A 17,668-nucleotide genomic window follows, 5' to 3' on the forward strand; every position below is an offset into this window, starting at 1 on the left:
ATCAGGATGTGCAGGGTGGCTCCGATACCGGGCACCCTCTGCCGAACTCAGGGGTTTGGCGATGCCGTGGATCCGCTAAAGGGCCCGCGGCCGCCTCCTGGAAACGGACCACCATGCGCACCGACTTCGATCCCGCTGCCCTGTCCCGCAACGAGTTCTACAGCTGCTGACCGCGGTCGTCGTGCCGCGGCCCATCGCGCCTGGGTCTCAACGATCAGCCCTGATGGTGCTTCGGCGAACCTGGCCCCTGCGAAGTTCCGAGGAAAGTGGAATCGGTGTAGGTCAGGAGCGTTTTTGCAGGTCAGGTCTTTGTGGTCCAAGTGCGTCGACGCTGTTGGTGAGACGCGTGTGATAGCAGGTGAGAGGTGAGGAGCCCCCGTCGGCTGATGCCGATGGGGGCTCTGCGTGTGGTGGGTTGTGCCGTGATTGGCGGGAGTAGCGACTTCGGCTTTCCGACGCGCTGCGCCGTTTCGACGAGGCGAGAATGCTTGACTGCTCACGGCCCCTGGGTCTTGTGGTCCTGGGCTTCCCGGGGCGGTCGCGCTCTGGTCGTGCGGCTCGCCGGCCGGGGCCCCTCTTTTCCGAGCCCGGCCGCGTGCTGATGCGCGCGCACGATCGTGGAGTCCACCGATTATGTGGAATCAGGAATGTCACGTCGCAGGGCGTTAGTTGGGGGGCTCGGTACTCAGGGGCGGAGGTTGATGCGCTCTTGGTAGTGCGCTCACCGCGGCGCGCTCAAGCCGAGTCGGGCCTATCGGGCGATCGCCTCGTGGCCCCGGTCCAGTAGCCGTCGGAGGGTGGAGTGGTTGGCTGCCGCCGCCGTGATCAGGACCGCGGGGCCGGCGAGGGGGGTGAGGGCGGCCTCGCCCTCCTCGCCGGGGTCGGTCGGCAGGAGTTGGGGTGAGGGTTGCTGATGGGTGAATTCCGGGTTGACGATGAGGAGTTGTCCGGTCATGCGGTAGTCCGCGAGGACGGCAGGGCCTGACCAGGAAGGAACGCCGGGGCCGACGGCGAGTTCCTGATCCAGCAAGGGGCTCCCGGCCAGACGTACGGTCAGGCGGGTGCGGAGCCGTCCGGAGGGTTCGTTGGCGCGGCCCAGGATCTGCTCTTCCCTGAGCATCAGCCGTGCCCTGGGGGCGAGTTCGACGCAGGTGGTCGTCTCCAGATCGCTGTGCGCGGCGGAGATCAGCGGTTCCGGAAGGTAGTGCAGTTCCGCGTCGTCGTCCACGCGGAGGAGTATGTCGCTGGTGGCGGTGCCGCCACGTGGGCCTGGCAGGGAGAGGGTGGCGCTGACCGTGCCGAGGCTGAGCTGTGCGCCGGTTCGTACTTCGGCTTGGAGCCGCAGTTGGTCGCCGCCGTGGGGTGCGTTGACGGAGCCGGTGAGGACGACCCTGGCGAACGGTCCTGCGGTACGTAGGCGGCGGGGGATGAGAGCGCGTCGTCCGTGCAGTACGGGCAGGGCGGTGCCGCCGCGTGGGTCGGGGACTGCCACGATGTGCGCGGTGGAGTGGACCCCCGGGGCTGGGGCAACGGAGGCAGGGGGCGGGGCGGCGGCGTCGATGGTTGTCATGCCGCCCCGGCCGTCCAGGCGGCGAGCTGCCGCTGGAGCCACTCCACCACCGGCGCGACGCCGTTCTCGTTCTTCAATGCGGTGAAGGCGACGGGGAGTTCGCCGCGCTGCGCCTTGGCGTCGCGCGCCATGGCCTCCAGGTCGGAGCCGACGTAGGGGGCGAGGTCGGTCTTGTTGATGACGAGCAGGTCGGCGGTGGTGACGCCGGGGCCGCCCTTGCGGGGGATGTCGTCGCCGCCGGCGACGTCGATGACGAAGATCTGGGCGTCGACCAGGCCCTTGGAGAAGGTGGCGGTGAGGTTGTCGCCGCCGGATTCGACCAGGACGAGGTCGAGCGGGCCGACCGCGTCCTCCAGGTCCTCGACGGCTTCGAGGTTGGCGGAGATGTCGTCGCGGATGGCGGTGTGCGGGCAGGCGCCGGTCTCGACGGCGGTGATCCGCTCGGCGGGCAGTACCGCCTCACGGAGCAGGAATGCGGCGTCCTCGCGGGTGTAGATGTCGTTGGTGACCACGGCGATGGACAGCTCGTCGCGCAGCGCACGGCACAGGGCGGCGACGGTGGCGGTCTTGCCGGAGCCGACGGGGCCGCCCAGGCCGATCCGCAGGGCGCGGCGAGTGCCGTCCGCGCGTACGGGGGCGGGCGCGCTGTAGGTGTGGCGCTCGGGGAAGGTCTCTGCGTGGTCGAGATGCATCACAGGCTCCAGTGGTGCGGGTGTGGGGTGCCGGGGCAGGTCAGGAGGCGAAGAGTCGTACCGGCCAGGCGGCGTGCTGCTGGGCGCTGATGTCCAGTAGCGGTGCCGAGGCGGCGGGCAGAGCGTCGGTTCCTTCCAGGGGGACGCGTTCGGCGGCCTCGGCGGCCCGCGCGGCGACGTGGTCGATCTCGGCGGCGAGGCGTGCGAGGACGGCGGTGGCGTCGAAGGGGTCGAGGCTGAGCAGGCGGACGGTGGCGGTGGCCGGACCGCTGACGTTCTCGTAGGCGACCGCATACGCCGCGTCCAGAGCCGTCAGCCCCGCCGACCGGGCCGCCAGTCCCAGGACGATGGGCTGGTGTGCGCCGCGTGGCCGGGCCGTGGCCAGTTCGTCGAGCTCGGCCGAGGGCCAGGTGGCGCGGGCGGCCCGCATCATCTGCCGTCCCAGCCGCCGCGCCGTAAGGCGCAGCGCCGGGACGGGGGTCCGTGCGTCCGCGGCCTCGTCCAAGGCCAGCGGGTCGCAGCCGGCCGCGGCTGCGGCGGCCACGGCCGCTGCGGTCGGCCCGGCGGTGTGCAGCCGCCCGCGGCAGAACTCCTCCAGCGTCTTGGCGTCCTTGATGCGTCCGGCCTTCACGGCCGGCTCGGCCCCGCCGGAGTGCGCATGGCCTCCGGCGGGAAACCGGCCGTCGGCCAGCACCAGCAGCGCGGCCCGGCTCATCCTGCCTGCCTACGGTGGCGGCTCGACGGGCTCGATACATCCATCGGAGCAGCCATCAGACGAGGAAGTACCGCTGGGCCAGGGGGAGAACCTTGGGTTCGTCTTCCTCGGCCATCTGCTCGACGTCAATGCCGTCGATGGTGACCGTGAACGAGTCGGCGTCGACCACGATCTCGGGTGTCGCGTCGTTCTCCTTCATGTCCGCCTTGGTCAGGGACCGGGTGCTCTCGATTGCGTGGAACGGTTTGGCCACGCCGAGCCGCTCCGTCAGTCCGTCGTCCAGAGCCATCCGTGTCACGAAGTTGAAGGAGAGCGAGGCGGGGGCCCGGCCGACCGCGCCGTAGACGGGGCGTGGCAGGACGGGCTGGGGCGTGGGGATGGAGGCGTTGGCATCGCCCAGCTGTGCGTACGCGATCTGCCCGCCCTTGATGACCAAGTGCGGCCTGACCCCGAAGAACTTCGGCTCCCACAGCACCAGGTCGGCGAGCTTGCCCGCTTCCACCGACCCGATCCTGTTGCCGACGCCGTGGGTGATCGCCGGGTTGATGGTGTATTTGGCGACATAGCGGCGGACCCTGTGGTTGTCGGCCCTGTTGTCACCGGGTGCACTGCCGCGGCGTTCCTTCATCGTGTGCGCGAGCTGCCAGGTGCGCAGGACCGTCTCGCCCGCGCGCCCCATCGCCTGCGCGTCCGAGGACGTCATCGACATCGCGCCCAGGTCGTGCAGGATGTCTTCGGCGAGCATGGTGGTCGGCCGGATCCGGGACTGTGCAAATGCCTCGTCGTTCGGGACGCCTGGTTTGAGATGGTGGGCGACCATGACCATGTCGAGGTGCTCTTCTGCCGCGTTGTAGGTGTACGGGATGCTCGGGTTGGTCGAGGACGGCAACACATTGCCGTGCGAGGCAACCTTGATGATGTCCGGGGCGTGCCCGCCCCCCGCGCCCTCCGCGTGGTACACGTGAATGCCCCGGCCGGCGATCGCGTCCAGAGTGCTCTCCAGGTAGCCGGCTTCGTTCAACGTGTCGGCGTGCAGGGCCAGTTGGGCGCCGACACCGTCCTCGCAGCACACCTCCAGCGCGGCGCGGATGGCGGCCGGGGTGGCTCCCCAGTCCTCGTGGATCTTGAATCCGAGGGCTCCGGCGCGCAGCTGGTCGCGCATCGACCCCTTATTGACCGTGCTGCCCTTGCCGGTCAGGCCGATGTTGACGGGGTAGGCGTCCAGGGCCTCGAACATCCGGGCCAGGTACCAGGCCCCGGGGGTGACGGTAGTGGCCTTGCTTCCCTCGCCGGGCCCGGCCCCGCCGCCGATGAGGGTGGTGACACCGGACCCCAGCGCCTCGGGAATGACCTGCGGGTCGACGAAGTGCACATGCGTGTCCACTGCGCCCGCCGTAAGGATCTTGCCGTTGCCCGCAATGATCTCGGTCTCGGGTCCGATGACGAGGTCGGGATGGACACCGTCCATGATGTCGGGGTTGCCGGCCTTGCCCAGGGCGACGATCTTCCCGTCGCGCAGGCCGACGTCCGCCTTGATGATGCCCCAGTGATCGACGATCACCACACCGGTGATGACGGCGTCGGGCGCCCCCTCCTTGCGGCTGCGCAGGGACTGCCCCATGGACTCACGGATCACCTTTCCGCCGCCGAAGACCACCTCCTCTCCCGCCAGACCCGGCCCGCCCGAGCGGTCCTCTTCGATCTCGATCCACAAGTTGGTGTCGGCGAGCCGGATGCGGTCGCTGGTCGTCGGGCCGTACAGCTGCGCGTACTCGTCGCGGGAGATCGCCAGCCGGTGCTTGGAGTGCTCACTCATCGTCCTGCCCCACGTTCTCTTCGTCGTCCACCGGTCCCGCTGTTTCGCCGCGCAGCCCCGGCACCACCTTGTTGCCCGCGAGCGGTACGAAGGCGAAGTCGCCGGCGCAGTTGGGCTCGAAACGTTCCGAGGCGCCCGCCGCGATGTGCAGCCGCAGCCCACGCGCCGCATCGCGCGATGGGTCCTCCCCTTTTCGCTGGAACTTCAGCGCGGGATTGACCTCCGCGAAGTGGTAGTGGGAGCCGACTTGAATAGGCCGGTCACCGTCGTTCCGCACCTCCAGCACCGTTACCGGCTTGCCCTCGTTGATGACGATCTCGCCGTTACCGAACTTGATCTTCCCAGGAACCATGTCCGCTTCCCCGCAGTCACCAGGGCCGGGATCAGGAACAATGGGAAGGATCTCCGAGAGGTTGCGGTCCACCAACTCGCGGACGGTGCACAGCTTGCTCCCGTCGGGGAAGGTCGCCTCCACTTGCAGGTCGCGGACCATATCGAAGACGCCGTACATCAGCTCAGAGGGAGTGAACAGCCTGGCTCCGGAATGGGCCAGGTTCGTCACCGACTTCCCACGGCGCGCCCCCTCCATGATGTGCACGCTAATCAGCGCGACCACCTCGGGGTAGTTGAGCTTCACGTCGTCCGCCCAGCGTTTCGCCGCCACGTCGGCCGCCACGTAAATGAGCATCTTTTCTTGCTCATGGGGGCTCAGATGCACCCGACATCACCTTGTCATTCGTCCCGCGCCCGCCATAACGCCACAGCGAGGATTCGGATGGATGGGTTTCGAATCAGGCACCAAAAGATGGCCATCCCCAGCACAACGGGCCCTGGAAGGTCCAACTCGGCCACCTTGCAACAGTTCGTTGCTATATCTCGTCGAGTGCGCGGCCGCCTACAAATATCGCGGCCGTCCCTTCCGGTCGAACACCGGACCTACTCCGCAGAGATCGACATCTGCATGGCCGGTGTGAGAGGCGCACCAATGCCGCCCTACCCACTGCGCGGCAAACAACCGCACGCCCGTCCGAGCATCGGAATCGCCGACCGCCCCCAGGCTGATCCCTGTCACCGCTGACGGCCATCGCCGCGCCCCCGTGCCTCTTTGTCGGCTGAACAGCGCATCACAGTAGCCAAAGAGTCCTTCGCCCACGACGCAGTTGAGGCGACTGCGGCCGGAAAACGACGTCCCCGTGCCGGCCCCGCCTCCTGCTATGCCGGGACAGGCCGCTCGTTGACTGGCGAATCGGGGACAAGGCAGTCGTGCGGCCTGCACGACACCGGTCGCGCATTGTCCTGATCTAGGTGCCGTGCGGGCAATGGCATACGAGCGGATCGCAGCGGAGTGTTCCGCCGAACACGCCTTAAAAGGCGCCCCGTCGGCGGCGTTGATTTATGGCCTTTTGCCTTGGCGGACCTCCACGATGGGCAGCATGGTGACGGTGGCGGGGAGGTCGAGATCGCGCGGTGTGGGGCCTGCGGGGGTGGGGATGTCGGTGAGCCGGGCGAGCAGCTCATCGACGGCGGTTTACCCATCGTCGACCGCCGCTCGTTCATCTTCGGTCAGCGGGATGGACGCGAGCATGCGCTGCAGGTTGCCCTTGGCTTCGAGGAGTTGGCTCCTGCTGGAGTCCTTGGGGGTATAATTGTTCGACACCTACGGGAACGTCGACTTGAGCCAGTTTATGTACGGCCTCACGTCCCGAGCTTTGGACGCGTGCCTTCCAAAACGTGTGCGACCGTCCGAGCTGGATGTACGTACCCGAATTTCCCCTCATCTGGCAGATGGTCAGCTCTCCGGTTAGCGATTCGATCTCGCCCTCGCCTTCGGCTCTCATGATCTGACCAACGGCACCTGAACAGGGCAGTTACGCACCAGTGGCCCGCGGCCGATAGCCTCCCGCCACGCACCACACCAGGGGGAGACGTGGACGAAGCCCGCGCCGCCTTATACGCCGCCATCATCGGATTCGCCGCAGGCATCATCGGAGCTGCGGTCGGCGGATGGGCCAGTTGGAGGGCCGCGCGACATCAAGTGGTCGGCGGCGCAGAGAACGAACACAGACCTTGGGTTCGCCAAGAACGCCGCGCAGCCTACGGCCACCTAATCCGCTGCGTGCATGCATTTGACGAGAGCGTCAGGGACCGGCCAGGAACCGGCCGATACTGAACGCGAGGGATTCGGCGGTCTCTTCCACCTGCTTGTCGAACTTCGTCTGCGCCATACCGTGCCCCGGCGGTGCGCTGTGTGCGGATCAGCGGGCGACCGAGATCGCGAAGGGCGCGAATCCGCTGGACCGAATCACGTGCGGTACAAACAGTATCGCGGCTTCCGTGGCGCGCGCGGTCTGGATCCCGCCGAGATCAGTGATCCACTCCATGCGCCAGCCGAGGTTGATGAGCAATTCACGGACGGTCTGCTTGGCCTGCGGGTCGTCGCCGGAGAGGAAGGCGTCGGGCGCCTGGGTGAGCGTGGCCGGCGCGGTCATCACCGGGAAGAGCATGGTGTTGAGTGTCTTGACGACGCGCGTTTCGGGGAGCGCTTCCTGAAGTTGCTCGGCGAGGCTTGAGCCGGGGTAAATCAGGTGGGCCGGCAGTCCGTCCGGTCCGTCGACGGTGGCGTTGGAGACGTCGACGAGGATCTTGTCGCGCAGTTCCTCGCGCAGGGCGACGAGCCGGTCCAGCGAGCCGGCTCCCGGGGTGGCGTTGATGACGATCTGGGCTGTCCGGGCAGCCTCGACGGCAGCGCCCGGCGCGCGGTCCGCCACCCTCACCTCATGCCCTGCCCGGGTGAGGGCTGTGGCCAGGTTGCCGCCGACGCGGCCGTTTCCGAGAACTGCGATCGTAGTCACGATGATCTGGTCCTTCCGTGCGTGCAGGTTGCGGTGCGCGGTCAGCGTGAGAGCGTGGCGACGGCCTCGGCGTGGACGCCGGGCGCGGCGGCCAGGAAGCTCTCGCTCTGCGGGGTCCAGGGGCGGCCCTCGGCGTCGGAGATCTGTCCGCCGGCCTCGGTGACGAGCAGTGCCCCGGGCAGCAGGTCCGCGCGGGCGCCGGCGAACTGCCAGAAGGCGTCGATCCGGCCGGCGGCCACGTTCAGCAGGTGCAGGGTTGCGGGCACGGCGGTGCGGACGACGAGCGCGTCGAAGAGCATCGCGGTGATCGAGGAGCCGACGCGCCGCACGACCTTCTCGTCCTCGTCCGGCCGGGCCTGGCTGGTGGCCACGATGCTCAGGCCGAGGTCCGCGGTCTGGGAGACGTGCAGCGGCCGGCCGTCGAGGTAGGCGCCCGCGCCGGTGAGCGCGGTGTAGGTCTCCCCCGTCAACGGCAGGTGGACCGCGGTGAGCACCGGCTGGTTCTCACGCACGAGGGTGGCGGTCACCGCCCACTCCGGCAGGGCGTGCAGGTGGTTGACGTTGCCTTCGGCCGGATCCACGACCCACCATTCGCCGGGCGGCAGCGCCCCGCCGTCCAGCTCGTCCTCCACCCAGCCGGCGTCCGGGCGCAGGCGCGTGAGGTGGGGGCGCAGGATGTCGAGGGCCGTTTCGTCGTTGGCGGCGAGCGCGTTCATCAGCTCTTCGCGGGTCTGGTAGTGGACCACCTCGCCGAAGCGCTCACGCAGCGCCGAACCGGCCGCGCGCACGGCGATCACGGTCCGGCCGAGCAGGTCGGCGTCGGAGGTGGCGACATCGGTGGTCTGAAGCGTTTCGGACATGGTGGTACTCCCGTCTGAGAAGGGGGTGATGGGGCCGGTCGGGGGCCGAGCTGCGCGTTCCGTCCTGCGCTCGTCTCGAAGGTATAGAGCCCCTTCATTAACTTCAAATGCATGTCAAGCACGGCTAGGATTACTCCCATGCAATTGGATTTGAACCTGCTCGCCGCGCTCGACGCGCTGCTGGAGGAGGGCAGTGTGGCCGGGGCGGCCGCGCGCCTGCACGTCACCGCCCCCGCGATGAGCCGGAGTCTGGGCCGAATCCGGCGCACGACCGGGGATCAGATCCTGGTGCGTACCGGCCGCACGATGACCCCGACGCCGTATGCGATCGCCGTCCGGCAACAGGTGCACGAGCTGCTGCATCAGGTCCAGGGGGTGCTGGCACCGAGCCGTGAATTCGATCTGGCAACGTTGGAGCGCACGTTCACACTCCGCTGGCACGATTCCCTGGTCGCCTTGAGCGGCCCCGCACTGCTCGCGGCCGTGCGCGGACAGGCGCCGGGCGTGCGACTGCGCTTCGTCGCGGAATCGAGCATCGACACCCCCGAGTTGCGGCGCGGCGAGGTCGACCTGGAAGCGAACGCCAACCGCCCGAGCGCACCGGACATCCGTGCCGAGAACGTGGGAAAGACCCGCCTCGTTATCGTCGTGAGGCAGGGGCACCCCCTCACCCGCGTCAAGGCCGTCACCGCAAAGCAGTACGCCGCCGCTGAGCACGTCACCGTCTCGCGACGTGGAAACCTCAGCAATGCCCTCGACGACGCCCTCGCGCAGCTCGGCCTCACCCGCCGCGTGGTGGCGACCGCGCCCACGGAAGCAGCCGCGCTGGAGTTCGCGCGCGGCTCCGACCTCCTGATCTGCGTCCCCGAAGCCACCACGCGGTCAGCGGTCGCCGACCTCGGCCTGGCCGTGCTCCCCCTCCCGCTCGAACTGCCGTCGGCGCCGATATACCTGTCGTGGCATCAGCGCTACGACACCGACCACGCCCACGCCTGGCTGCGCGGGCTGGCGCGAACCGCGTTGGCCATCGGCGGAGCGTCGTCGTAGTCGGCGCCGTCCGGCCGCTTCACCCATACGTCCACGCGCCCACCTTGATGCCGCACGGCCGGCCGCTGTGCGGACCCGCATCAGATCACCAGCCCCCGGCGGTAGGCGTACACGACCAACCTGAACGCGGTCGCGAAGCCCGAGTTTGCCGAGAATGCAGGACACGAACGTCTTGACGGTCTCCTGGCTGCTGACGTTGAAGCAGATCGCCGCCGCGTTCGGCGACGTGCCGAGCGACCGCGCCGCTGCGGGTCAATACACCTAGCCCCGCCCTAAATGGCGTTGTCCAGCGTCAGGGTGAGCTCGGCGATCCGCCACCCGCCGTCGGACCGGCACAGGCCGAACGTGTAGACCCCGGTCGAGATCATCTGGATGCTCTCGCCGGTGTCCCTCGTCTGCACCAGATAGGCCCGCACCTCAGCGGTGGCGGCGTCCGTCGTCGTGACCACGACATTGCCCAGGTGGTGCCGCACCCTTCCGGTCTGGGCCGTGTGCCCGTCACGGATAAAGTCGAGCACCGCCGCGCATCCGGCGACCGGGCCGAGCACTCCTTGTCCGGGCATCGTGAAGGTCCAGGTGGTGTCTTCGGTCAGGACCGCTTCCAGCTCGGGCACATTCAGCTCGTCCAGGGCGTGGGCGTAGTGCGCCACCGCCTGCTGGAGTTCGGCGATCACGAGACCACCGTCAGCACGATCTTGCCTTGGAGGTGGCCCTGCGCGGCTCGCGTGTGTGCGCTGCCCGCCTCGGACAGCGGGTAGGTGCTGTCCACTCCGACCTGGAGCTTGCCCTCGTCGAACAGGCGCCCGATCTCGGCGAGCTGGGGGCCGTTGGAACGCACCTGAATGTTCGAGACTGTGATGCCCAGACGCGCCGTCTCTTCCGGGTCGTACTGGGCGAAGAACACCGGAAACATGGTGCCGCCGCGCTTGAGCACGGACAGGAAGCGTGAGCTGTCCGGGCCACCGACGGCGTCGATCACCAGGTCGACACCGCTGACCACGTCCGCGGCCTGCGTCCTGGTGTAGTCGATGAACTCATCGGCGCCGAGCTTGCGCAGGAACTGCTCGTGCCGGCCCGAGGCCACCGCGATGACGTGTGCCCCCTTCCATTTCGCCAGCTGCACCGCGAAGTGGCCCACTCCACCGGCGGCCCCGTTGACCAGCACGGTCATCCCTGGCGTGATCGGCACCGGCTGGTGCACCTGGCCGGTGAAAGGAGACGGCACGTCGTGGCCGAGATCAACCAGGTACTGCCAGGCCGTAAGCACGGCCATCGGCGCCCCAGCCGCCTGCACGTGGTCGATACCGGCCGGCTTGTGAGCCAGGTCCGAAGCCGGCGCGGCCACGTACTCGGCGTATGTCCGGCCGTCGAATCCGGGGAACCGCAGCATGCCGAAGACCTCGTCACCGACGGCGAACCCCAGCACGTCCGGAGCGACCGCCTGGACCACGCCCGACATGTCCGTTCCGGGGATCAGGGGGAACTCCAGCGCCGGCCTCACCTCGGCCGGCATGACCTTCATCCCCTCACGCAGGTACCAGTCCGGCGGGTTGATGCCCGCCGCGTGCACCCGGACGAGCACCTCGCCCGGGCCGATCTCGGGAACCGGCACCTCGTCATACTGCAAAACTTCCGGCCCGCCCGCTTCGTGGAACTGGATCGCCTTCATTGCGCCTGTCGCTTTCTTGGGGAAACGTTGCCCCTTCAGTCAAGGCCCAGGACGGCATGGCCGTCCAAGACCGGTTCGGCAACCCAATCATTCCGAAACGGCATGACGCCTACGCTGGAAGGATGAACGATCTCGGACAGGACCTCGAACTGCGGCTGGTGCGCTACTTCACCGTGGTGGCGGCGCACCAGCACTTCGGCCGGGCCGCCACCGACTTGCACGTGGCCCAGCCGGCGCTGAGCCGCCAGATCCAACGGCTCGAGAAGTATCTCGGCGCACGACTGCTGGACCGCGAACCCAAGGGCACCCGGCTCACTCCGGCCGGCCAGAAGTTCCTCCCCCGTGCCCAAGCCCTGCTGCAGGCTGCCCGCCAGGCCGAGCTGGCCGTGCGTGAACAAGCCGATACCGAACGAATCGCCATCGGCTATGTTGAAGACCTGGTGATCACTGCCGCCGTACGGGAACTGCGCCGCCGTTACCCGGACGCCGAGATCGCCACCCGGTACCTGAGCTGCCGCGACGTCGGGGCGCTGTCCGACAAGCGCGTCGACGCCCTGATCGCGCGGGCCCCGCTGCCGCTCGCCGCCGACGACGTGTTCACCACGCCGCTGTACGAGGAGCCCCGGATGCTCGTGGTCCCGCGCGGCCATCCCTTGGCCGACCGCACGTCGGTGACCGCGGAAGAACTGGCCGGCGAGGAGGCGGCGCCGTGCGCGTTCGAGACCGCGGACTGGACTTCCTACCGGATCCTCGGGGCCGGCGTGCCGCCGATCGAGAGCTACGAGGACAAGCTCGAACTCGTCGCGAGCGGCAGGGCAATCGCCGTGCTACCGGTCGGCGATCGGCGTAGCTCACTGCGTCCCCACCTCGTCACCGTCCCGGTCGAGGGCGCTCCCCCGAGTCAGGTCGTCCTGGTCAGCCGCAAGGGCGACCCGAATCCGATGATCTGGAATCTCCGGCTGGCGGCCAAGGCCACCCTGACCGCCCCGGCAGCCTGACCGGGACCCGCTTGGCACTGAACTGCCCCAAGCCGTGCTCACGCGCGCTGTGTTCGTCGCGTATCTGCCGGTATCGCTCGGGGTCAGGTTGTGCCGGATCAGCGTCCGACCCCATGGAACGGCGATCAAGTACGCCGTCTCGACCAGGAACCGTTGCCGTATCGCGTGAGGGTGCAGGGAAGCTTCAGATCCGACCAGGTCAACGACGATGCGGGTCAGGGGGAGGGCGTAGAGGCGGACGAGAGCAGCCGCGACACGGACCTCCAGAGTCAACGCCGTGTCGTTGAAGCAGCGCAGCAGCTCCTTTCGGTGCTTGTCCTCGACCTGGAAGTGGCCTGGGAGTTGGGCGGCTGGGTGCTTCTGCTGTCGATCTGCGTGCCGAACCGGTCGACGAGGTGCTCGACCGGGTCGAGCGGTCTTTGGACGTTCGTTTGGAGCGGGGGAGTGTGGTGCGTAAGCGTCGCTCGGTCGGCGCGCGTACGGACCGCGGGACCTGGGTGCGGTTGGAGCGCCGGCCTTTGGCGCGGATCGATGGCCAGGGGTGGAACGGCACGGAGGCCGCGGCAGCGCTGGGGGGCGTCGCTATGCCGCGGTGGCTGGCCGGCGTCGCGTGGCGGGACGCGTCAGGCGAGGCCCTGCCCCGTGCGGTGCCGCCCTGCGGCGGCGGTGCGTCAGCTCTGTGCGGTGTCGTCGCCTGTCTGCCCAGCGCCCTCGGCTGCGCCTGCCTTCTCGCGCATCTTGCGCACCAGCTCCGCCTTCTGGTCGGCGGCACCCTGGCGGTCGAGGTTGCGGTGCGGACCGTTGTTCTGCCGTTCGGCGCGGGACAGCCTCTTGCGCCGGCCGCCGCCCATGCCCACGGGGTTGTTGATGTTCTTGCTCACGGGTTCTCCCAGGACGATGTGAAGTGATCTACGGATTCATCGGTGGGGGACAGGCGCGGCATCGTCGAAGGACGTCAGCAGGGGCCCGTCACGCTCTCACTCGTCAATCGGCGTCTGGAAGAACATGACAAAGACATTACCCGGTTCCGTCGGCCCCGCACACCAAACTCTTCGCCGCCCCGGCGTCGGCCGGGCCTTCAGCGAGCGCCCCGGGTCAGGCGTTTCCTTCCGGGAACATCAGCACAGCCAGCACCCGCCGGTGGTCGCCGCCCGCCCGGGGCAGGTCCAGATGGGCGTTACTGGCCGCCGCGGGCGTTGCCGATGGCCGCGAGCACACTGACGGCATGAGCATTCAGGAGAAGTCGAAGGCGATTGCCGGGTCTCAGCCCCCCGACCCCAACGAAGCCCCTGCCGGCGGAATCGGCCTTTCGCCAGGGAGAGTTGCCGGGGCCCTTCATATAGAGGGAAGGCGTCGGCGTCCCGCCACCGCCTGTCAGTCTGCTGATGTAGCTACTGATGCCGCTCCGCGCCGGTCGCCTTCACGGCAGGTCACATTACGTCGCGGTGACCGATGCCCTTCCGAAGCGTGCTGCCTAGTGTCGTGTCGTTCCTGGCAGTAACGAATCGAAGGCGGGGCCCGATGCGTCGGCTCACGTATTTCATCGGCTACAGCATCGACGGCTTCATCGCCGGTCCAGAAGGTCAGTACGACTCCTCCTGCTTCGACGGCGACCTCAAGGCCGCGATTCTCGCCGAGTTCCCGGAAACCATCCCGGCCCACCTCCGTAAATTGCTGGGCATCGCCGGCACGGCGAACAGGAAATTCGACACGGTCCTCATGGGGCGCGGCGCCTACGAGGCCGGGCTGCAGGGCGAAGCCACCAGTCCCTATCCCCATCTCCGGCAGTACGTGTTCTCCTCGTCCCTGACGCGGCCCCGTCCTGAGGTCAATGTCGTGGCCGACGACCCGGTGGAGTTCGTCCGCGGGCTGAAGCAGCAGCCGGGCATATCCATCTGGCTGAGCGGCGGCGCCGTGCTGGCAGGGCAACTGCTGGGGGAAGTGGATGAGTTGACCGTCATCCGCTACCCAGTGGTGTTCGGAGACGGCATTCCTCTGTTCCGCACCGCATTCGACCCTGCCGGCTTCACCCTGACCGGTTCCCGGGTCTTCACCACCGGCGCGACCCTCACCACGTACACCAAGCAGTAGGAGAACCTGTGCTGTTCCGACCCACGACCGAGGCCGATACCCGGCGCGTCGTCGACGTGATCGTCGATGAGCCCGTCGGCTGGATAGGCGCCGACCGCTACCTGGCCGAGAAACGGCAGGGAATGTACCGCCCGGAGTGGACCTGGATCGCCGAAGACAGCAGGCGGGTACGAGCCCGTGCCCTGTGGTGGGGGCAGTCGGACAGCGCTCACCCCGTCGCCCTGGACTGCCTTCACGTCGACCCCGCACTTGGCGACCGTGCGGAAGTGGCGGCCGGGCTACTGGCTGCCGGGCTGCAGGCGTTCGCCGCTCAGGGCGCGCCCAAGCCTCCGCTGTACAACCTGACGCTGTCCGTCAACTGGCGTGACAATCCAGCCGCGGCGGCAGCCGTGGGCTGGCGGCGTCAGGCCGCGATGGCAGCCGGGCTCACCCACGAAGTGGAACGGCTGCGCCTGGAGTGGACACCCGACGTCGGCCTTCCCACGTCCGGGGGCCGGTTGTCCTTCGCTCCGGCGTCGGACGAGGAGTTCCTTCAGCTGATGCGACGGATAGCCGTCGGCAGCCTGGACGACGAGACCCGCAGGAACATCGCGGCCAAGGGCGCCGAAGCCACCGCCCGGGACGAGATGGACTTCTACCTCGGCTGTCCGGGCCGGCGCGAATGGTGGCGCGCGGCATACAGCCCAGACGGGCAGGTCGTGGGGCTCACTGTTCCCTCCGCGACACCGTACGCCCGCAATGTCGGCTACCTCGGCGTCGTACCCGAGTTCCGCGGCCACGGGTACGTGGACGACCTTCTCTCCGAGATCACCCGCAGCCATGCGCACACGGGCGCCGAGCTGATCACCGCCACCACGGACACCGGCAACACGCCCATGGCTGCGGCCTTCACCCGAGCCGGCTACCGGACGAAGGAGATACGGATGATCTATTCGGCGCCGGTGGTGTGAGGTGTGAGGACCGAGGGGCACACCCACTCCGGACCGGCGCGCCCGCCCGCAGACGCCGCGGGCCTGATCTCGCCTTGACCGTCACCCGCCTTGCGGCCGAAGAGCGCCCCGCAGGCCGCCGGAAAGTTCCTCATGCCACGGTGCGAGGCCCCTTGGGCGTGCGCCTCTTCCAGACAGACCGACCCCACCGATAAAGGACGTGACGTTGTCTCCTGATCCGACCACCGTGCACCCTCTGTCCGCGCACGACCGCGTGGTGTTCCTCAGACCGTTGGTCACCTCACCGAAGATCGTCGTAGGCGAGTACACCTATTATGACGACCCCGACGGTGCGACAGGCTTTGAGCACCGCAACGTGCTCTACGCCTACGGGCCGGAGCGTTTGGTCTTCGGCAAGTACTGCGCCATCGCCGCAGGCACGAAGTTTCTGATGGCCGGCGCCGAGCATCCGACGATGGGCGCGTCCACGTTCCCGTTCACCATGTTCGGCGGCCGGTGGGCGGAACAGACCCTGGACATCGTCACCGCCATGCCGAGCCGCGGTGACACCGTCGTCGGCAATGACGTCTGGTTCGGCCACCAGGTGACCGTGATGCCCGGCGTGCGGATCGGAGATGGCGCCATCGTCGCGGCCGGGTCGGTGGTCACCACCGACGTTGCCCCCTACACGATTGTGGGCGGCAATCCGGCCCGGCCCATCCGGCAGCGCTTCGCCGATGTCGACATTCAGCGGCTCCTGCGCGCCGCATGGTGGGACTGGCCCGCCGGCCTGGTCACCGAACACGCCCGCACGATCATGGCCGGGACCCCGGCCCAGATCGAAAGCATCGCCAACCGGCACAGCCAGCAGCGCAGTTGATGAGCGCCCGGTCGAAGCAAGGTCCTCCCGGGGCAAGACCCACGGCCCATGAGTGTTCGGAGCGTGTGCTCCGTGAGAAGCAGAGAGAAGTTTGATGCCAGTGTTGGTCGAGGAGTTTGCTGTGACCGAGCGCAGCAGCGGTCCGTACGCGCTCGTCACGGGACCGGACGGGGCGCTGTGGGTCACCCTGGTCCACAGCGGAAGCATCGGGCGGCTTGTGCCCGGAGAGGAGCCTACGAGCCATCAACTCGATCCGGAATGTGGGCCGACGGCCATCACTGTCGGGCCGGACGGCGCCTTGTGGTTCACCGAGCACCGGACGCACCGCATCGGCCGGATCACGCTCGACGGCACCATCACGGAGTTCGCGTTGCCCACCGCCAAGTGCGGGCCGTTCGGGATCGCCACCGGGCCGGATGGAGCACTGTGGTTCACCGAGACCGCCGCCGACCGCATCGGCCGGATCACCCCCGACGGCCGTGTGGCCGAGTTCCCGCTGCCGGCCACCGGGGCCTTCCCCTCCGCGATCACCGCCGGCGCCGATGACGGGATGTGGTTCACCCTGAACCAAGCCAACGCGATCGGGCGGATCGGCATGGACGGAGCCGTCACCCTCCACGCCTTGCCGACCGAGTCCGCCGCCCCGGTAGGCATCGCAGCGGGACACGACGGGGCGCTCTGGTTCACCGAGATCGGCGCCGGGCAGATCGGGCGGATCACCCTCGACGGCCTGATCACCGAGTTCCCGCTGCCCGCCCGCACGTCCCGCCCGCATGCCATCACCCCTGGCAGCGATGGCAATCAGTGGTTCACCGAGTGGGCCGGCAACCGCGTCGGCTCCATCACTCCCGATGGCATGATCACCGTGCTCGACCTGCCGACCGCCGGTTCCGAGCCACACGGCATCACCCTGGGCCCGGACGGCGCCCTGTGGACGGCGCTGGAGATCGGCGCACTCGCCCGCATCAGCTCACCCCGGACTCCGGCGGCCCGCCGCGACCTCTCGGCGCGCCCCGCGTAACGGCAAGTACAGAACCCACGGCACATGAAATGAGACACGCATGAAATACGCACTCGTGATATTCGAGACGGATGAGTCGCGCCATCGGATCCGGGCCGATCGGGACGCCCACCGAGGAGCATACGAAGCCTGGATCGGCCAGATCGCAGCGGCGGGCAAACTGATCAGCGGCGATGCGCTCGAAACCGAGCACTTCACCCCGGTCACCGTACGCAAGACCGCCGATGGAGCGCCCATGGTGACCGAGGGACCCGTGCATGCCGGTGAAGAGACCCTCGGCGGCTGGTTCGTGGTCGATGTGGCCGACCGCGAGGAAGCCGTAGAACTGGCCAAGGGGCTCGGCACCCCCGAAACCGTCGAAATCTGGCCGCTGCTCGAAACCGCCTGAGCCGCACCACCGGAATACGGGAACGGAAGGGATGACTCGAAGGCGCACACCGAGGCCGAGGACCGAGCGGTGGTGTGCGTAGCCGAAGGCCGATGAAACGCCGCACAGATGGCTGGTGCGGGCGGCTCCGCAGTGCTCGC

The 17,668-nt window shown here is 68.4% G+C and carries 18 protein-coding genes and 2 pseudogenes; 8 read left to right on the forward strand and 12 right to left on the reverse strand.

Translation table 11 applies throughout. The features are described 5' to 3' along the window. Nucleotides 1-751 precede the first annotated feature (751 nt). The 8 genes from OIU81_RS34865 to OIU81_RS34900 form a co-directional block, all read right to left on the reverse strand. On the reverse strand, nucleotides 752-1,570 hold the full coding sequence (locus OIU81_RS34865) for an urease accessory protein UreD (RefSeq protein ID WP_329154270.1): 819 nt from the start codon (nucleotides 1,568-1,570) through the stop codon (nucleotides 752-754). After that, entirely contained in the window at nucleotides 1,567-2,262 is a 696-nt protein-coding gene (gene ureG / locus OIU81_RS34870; RefSeq protein WP_329154271.1) for an urease accessory protein UreG, read from the reverse strand. The genes OIU81_RS34865 and ureG overlap by 4 nt, the downstream gene beginning before the upstream one ends. A 40-nt stretch (nucleotides 2,263-2,302) precedes the next feature. Beyond that, nucleotides 2,303-2,977, reverse strand: a complete 675-nt coding sequence (locus OIU81_RS34875) for an urease accessory protein UreF (RefSeq protein WP_329154272.1) — start codon at nucleotides 2,975-2,977, stop codon at nucleotides 2,303-2,305. Nucleotides 2,978-3,032: 55 nt separating this feature from the next. Further along, a complete protein-coding gene (locus tag OIU81_RS34880) occupies nucleotides 3,033-4,793 on the reverse strand; it encodes an urease subunit alpha (RefSeq protein WP_329154273.1) in 1,761 nt (586 codons plus the stop codon). Continuing rightward, complete coding sequence (ureA, locus tag OIU81_RS34885) at nucleotides 4,786-5,511, reverse strand: urease subunit gamma (RefSeq protein ID WP_329154274.1); 726 nt, start codon at nucleotides 5,509-5,511, stop codon at nucleotides 4,786-4,788. The genes OIU81_RS34880 and ureA overlap by 8 nt, the downstream gene beginning before the upstream one ends. Before the next feature lie 810 nt (nucleotides 5,512-6,321). After that, complete coding sequence (locus OIU81_RS34890; protein ID WP_329154275.1) at nucleotides 6,322-6,450, reverse strand: hypothetical protein; 129 nt, start codon at nucleotides 6,448-6,450, stop codon at nucleotides 6,322-6,324. Between the two features lie 598 nt (nucleotides 6,451-7,048). Continuing rightward, complete coding sequence (locus OIU81_RS34895; RefSeq protein ID WP_329154277.1) at nucleotides 7,049-7,645, reverse strand: NADPH-dependent F420 reductase; 597 nt, start codon at nucleotides 7,643-7,645, stop codon at nucleotides 7,049-7,051. A 41-nt stretch (nucleotides 7,646-7,686) separates the two neighbouring features. Further along, nucleotides 7,687-8,505 (reverse strand): inositol monophosphatase family protein, encoded by an 819-nt coding sequence (locus OIU81_RS34900; RefSeq protein ID WP_329154279.1) that lies wholly within the window; start codon nucleotides 8,503-8,505, stop codon nucleotides 7,687-7,689. 138 nt (nucleotides 8,506-8,643) lie between these two features. Here OIU81_RS34900 and OIU81_RS34905 point away from each other — a divergent pair, with 138 nt between their 5' ends. Further along, nucleotides 8,644-9,552 (forward strand): LysR family transcriptional regulator, encoded by a 909-nt coding sequence (locus tag OIU81_RS34905; protein ID WP_329154280.1) that lies wholly within the window; start codon nucleotides 8,644-8,646, stop codon nucleotides 9,550-9,552. An 80-nt stretch (nucleotides 9,553-9,632) separates the two neighbouring features. Here OIU81_RS34905 and OIU81_RS42450 read toward each other — a convergent pair. The 3 genes and pseudogenes from OIU81_RS42450 to OIU81_RS34915 form a co-directional block, all read right to left on the reverse strand. Next, a pseudogene (locus tag OIU81_RS42450) lies at nucleotides 9,633-9,747 on the reverse strand (DNA-binding response regulator); the annotation flags it as partial. A 77-nt stretch (nucleotides 9,748-9,824) separates the two neighbouring features. Next, on the reverse strand, nucleotides 9,825-10,226 hold the full coding sequence (locus tag OIU81_RS34910; protein WP_329154281.1) for a nuclear transport factor 2 family protein: 402 nt from the start codon (nucleotides 10,224-10,226) through the stop codon (nucleotides 9,825-9,827). Next, nucleotides 10,223-11,221, reverse strand: a complete 999-nt coding sequence (locus OIU81_RS34915) for an NADP-dependent oxidoreductase (protein ID WP_329154282.1) — start codon at nucleotides 11,219-11,221, stop codon at nucleotides 10,223-10,225. Before OIU81_RS34915 ends, OIU81_RS34910 begins: the two co-directional genes overlap by 4 nt. 122 nt (nucleotides 11,222-11,343) lie before the next feature. On the opposite strand from OIU81_RS34915, the gene OIU81_RS34920 reads away from it, so the two are divergent. Continuing rightward, on the forward strand, nucleotides 11,344-12,219 hold the full coding sequence (locus tag OIU81_RS34920) for a LysR family transcriptional regulator (protein ID WP_329154283.1): 876 nt from the start codon (nucleotides 11,344-11,346) through the stop codon (nucleotides 12,217-12,219). Nucleotides 12,220-12,554: 335 nt separating this feature from the next. After that, a pseudogene (locus tag OIU81_RS34925) lies at nucleotides 12,555-12,866 on the forward strand (hypothetical protein); the annotation flags it as partial. A gap of 24 nt (nucleotides 12,867-12,890) precedes the next feature. Here OIU81_RS34925 and OIU81_RS34930 read toward each other — a convergent pair. Then, on the reverse strand, nucleotides 12,891-13,100 hold the full coding sequence (locus OIU81_RS34930; protein ID WP_329154285.1) for a DUF6243 family protein: 210 nt from the start codon (nucleotides 13,098-13,100) through the stop codon (nucleotides 12,891-12,893). A 640-nt stretch (nucleotides 13,101-13,740) separates the two neighbouring features. On the opposite strand from OIU81_RS34930, the gene OIU81_RS34935 reads away from it, so the two are divergent. From OIU81_RS34935 to OIU81_RS34955, 5 genes are all read left to right on the forward strand, one after another. After that, nucleotides 13,741-14,310 (forward strand): dihydrofolate reductase family protein, encoded by a 570-nt coding sequence (locus OIU81_RS34935; RefSeq protein ID WP_329154287.1) that lies wholly within the window; start codon nucleotides 13,741-13,743, stop codon nucleotides 14,308-14,310. A gap of 8 nt (nucleotides 14,311-14,318) precedes the next feature. Then, entirely contained in the window at nucleotides 14,319-15,260 is a 942-nt protein-coding gene (locus OIU81_RS34940; protein ID WP_329154288.1) for a GNAT family N-acetyltransferase, read from the forward strand. 205 nt (nucleotides 15,261-15,465) lie between these two features. Next, on the forward strand, nucleotides 15,466-16,119 hold the full coding sequence (locus tag OIU81_RS34945) for a CatB-related O-acetyltransferase (RefSeq protein ID WP_329154290.1): 654 nt from the start codon (nucleotides 15,466-15,468) through the stop codon (nucleotides 16,117-16,119). A gap of 94 nt (nucleotides 16,120-16,213) precedes the next feature. Further along, nucleotides 16,214-17,140, forward strand: coding sequence for a Vgb family protein (locus OIU81_RS34950; protein ID WP_329154292.1), 927 nt, complete (start codon nucleotides 16,214-16,216; stop codon nucleotides 17,138-17,140). A gap of 40 nt (nucleotides 17,141-17,180) precedes the next feature. Next, nucleotides 17,181-17,528, forward strand: a complete 348-nt coding sequence (locus OIU81_RS34955) for a YciI family protein (RefSeq protein WP_329154294.1) — start codon at nucleotides 17,181-17,183, stop codon at nucleotides 17,526-17,528. The last annotated feature ends 140 nt before the right edge of the window (nucleotides 17,529-17,668 follow it).

The sequence above is a fragment of the Streptomyces sp. NBC_01454 genome (assembly GCF_036227565.1).
Lineage (GTDB): Bacteria > Actinomycetota > Actinomycetes > Streptomycetales > Streptomycetaceae > Streptomyces.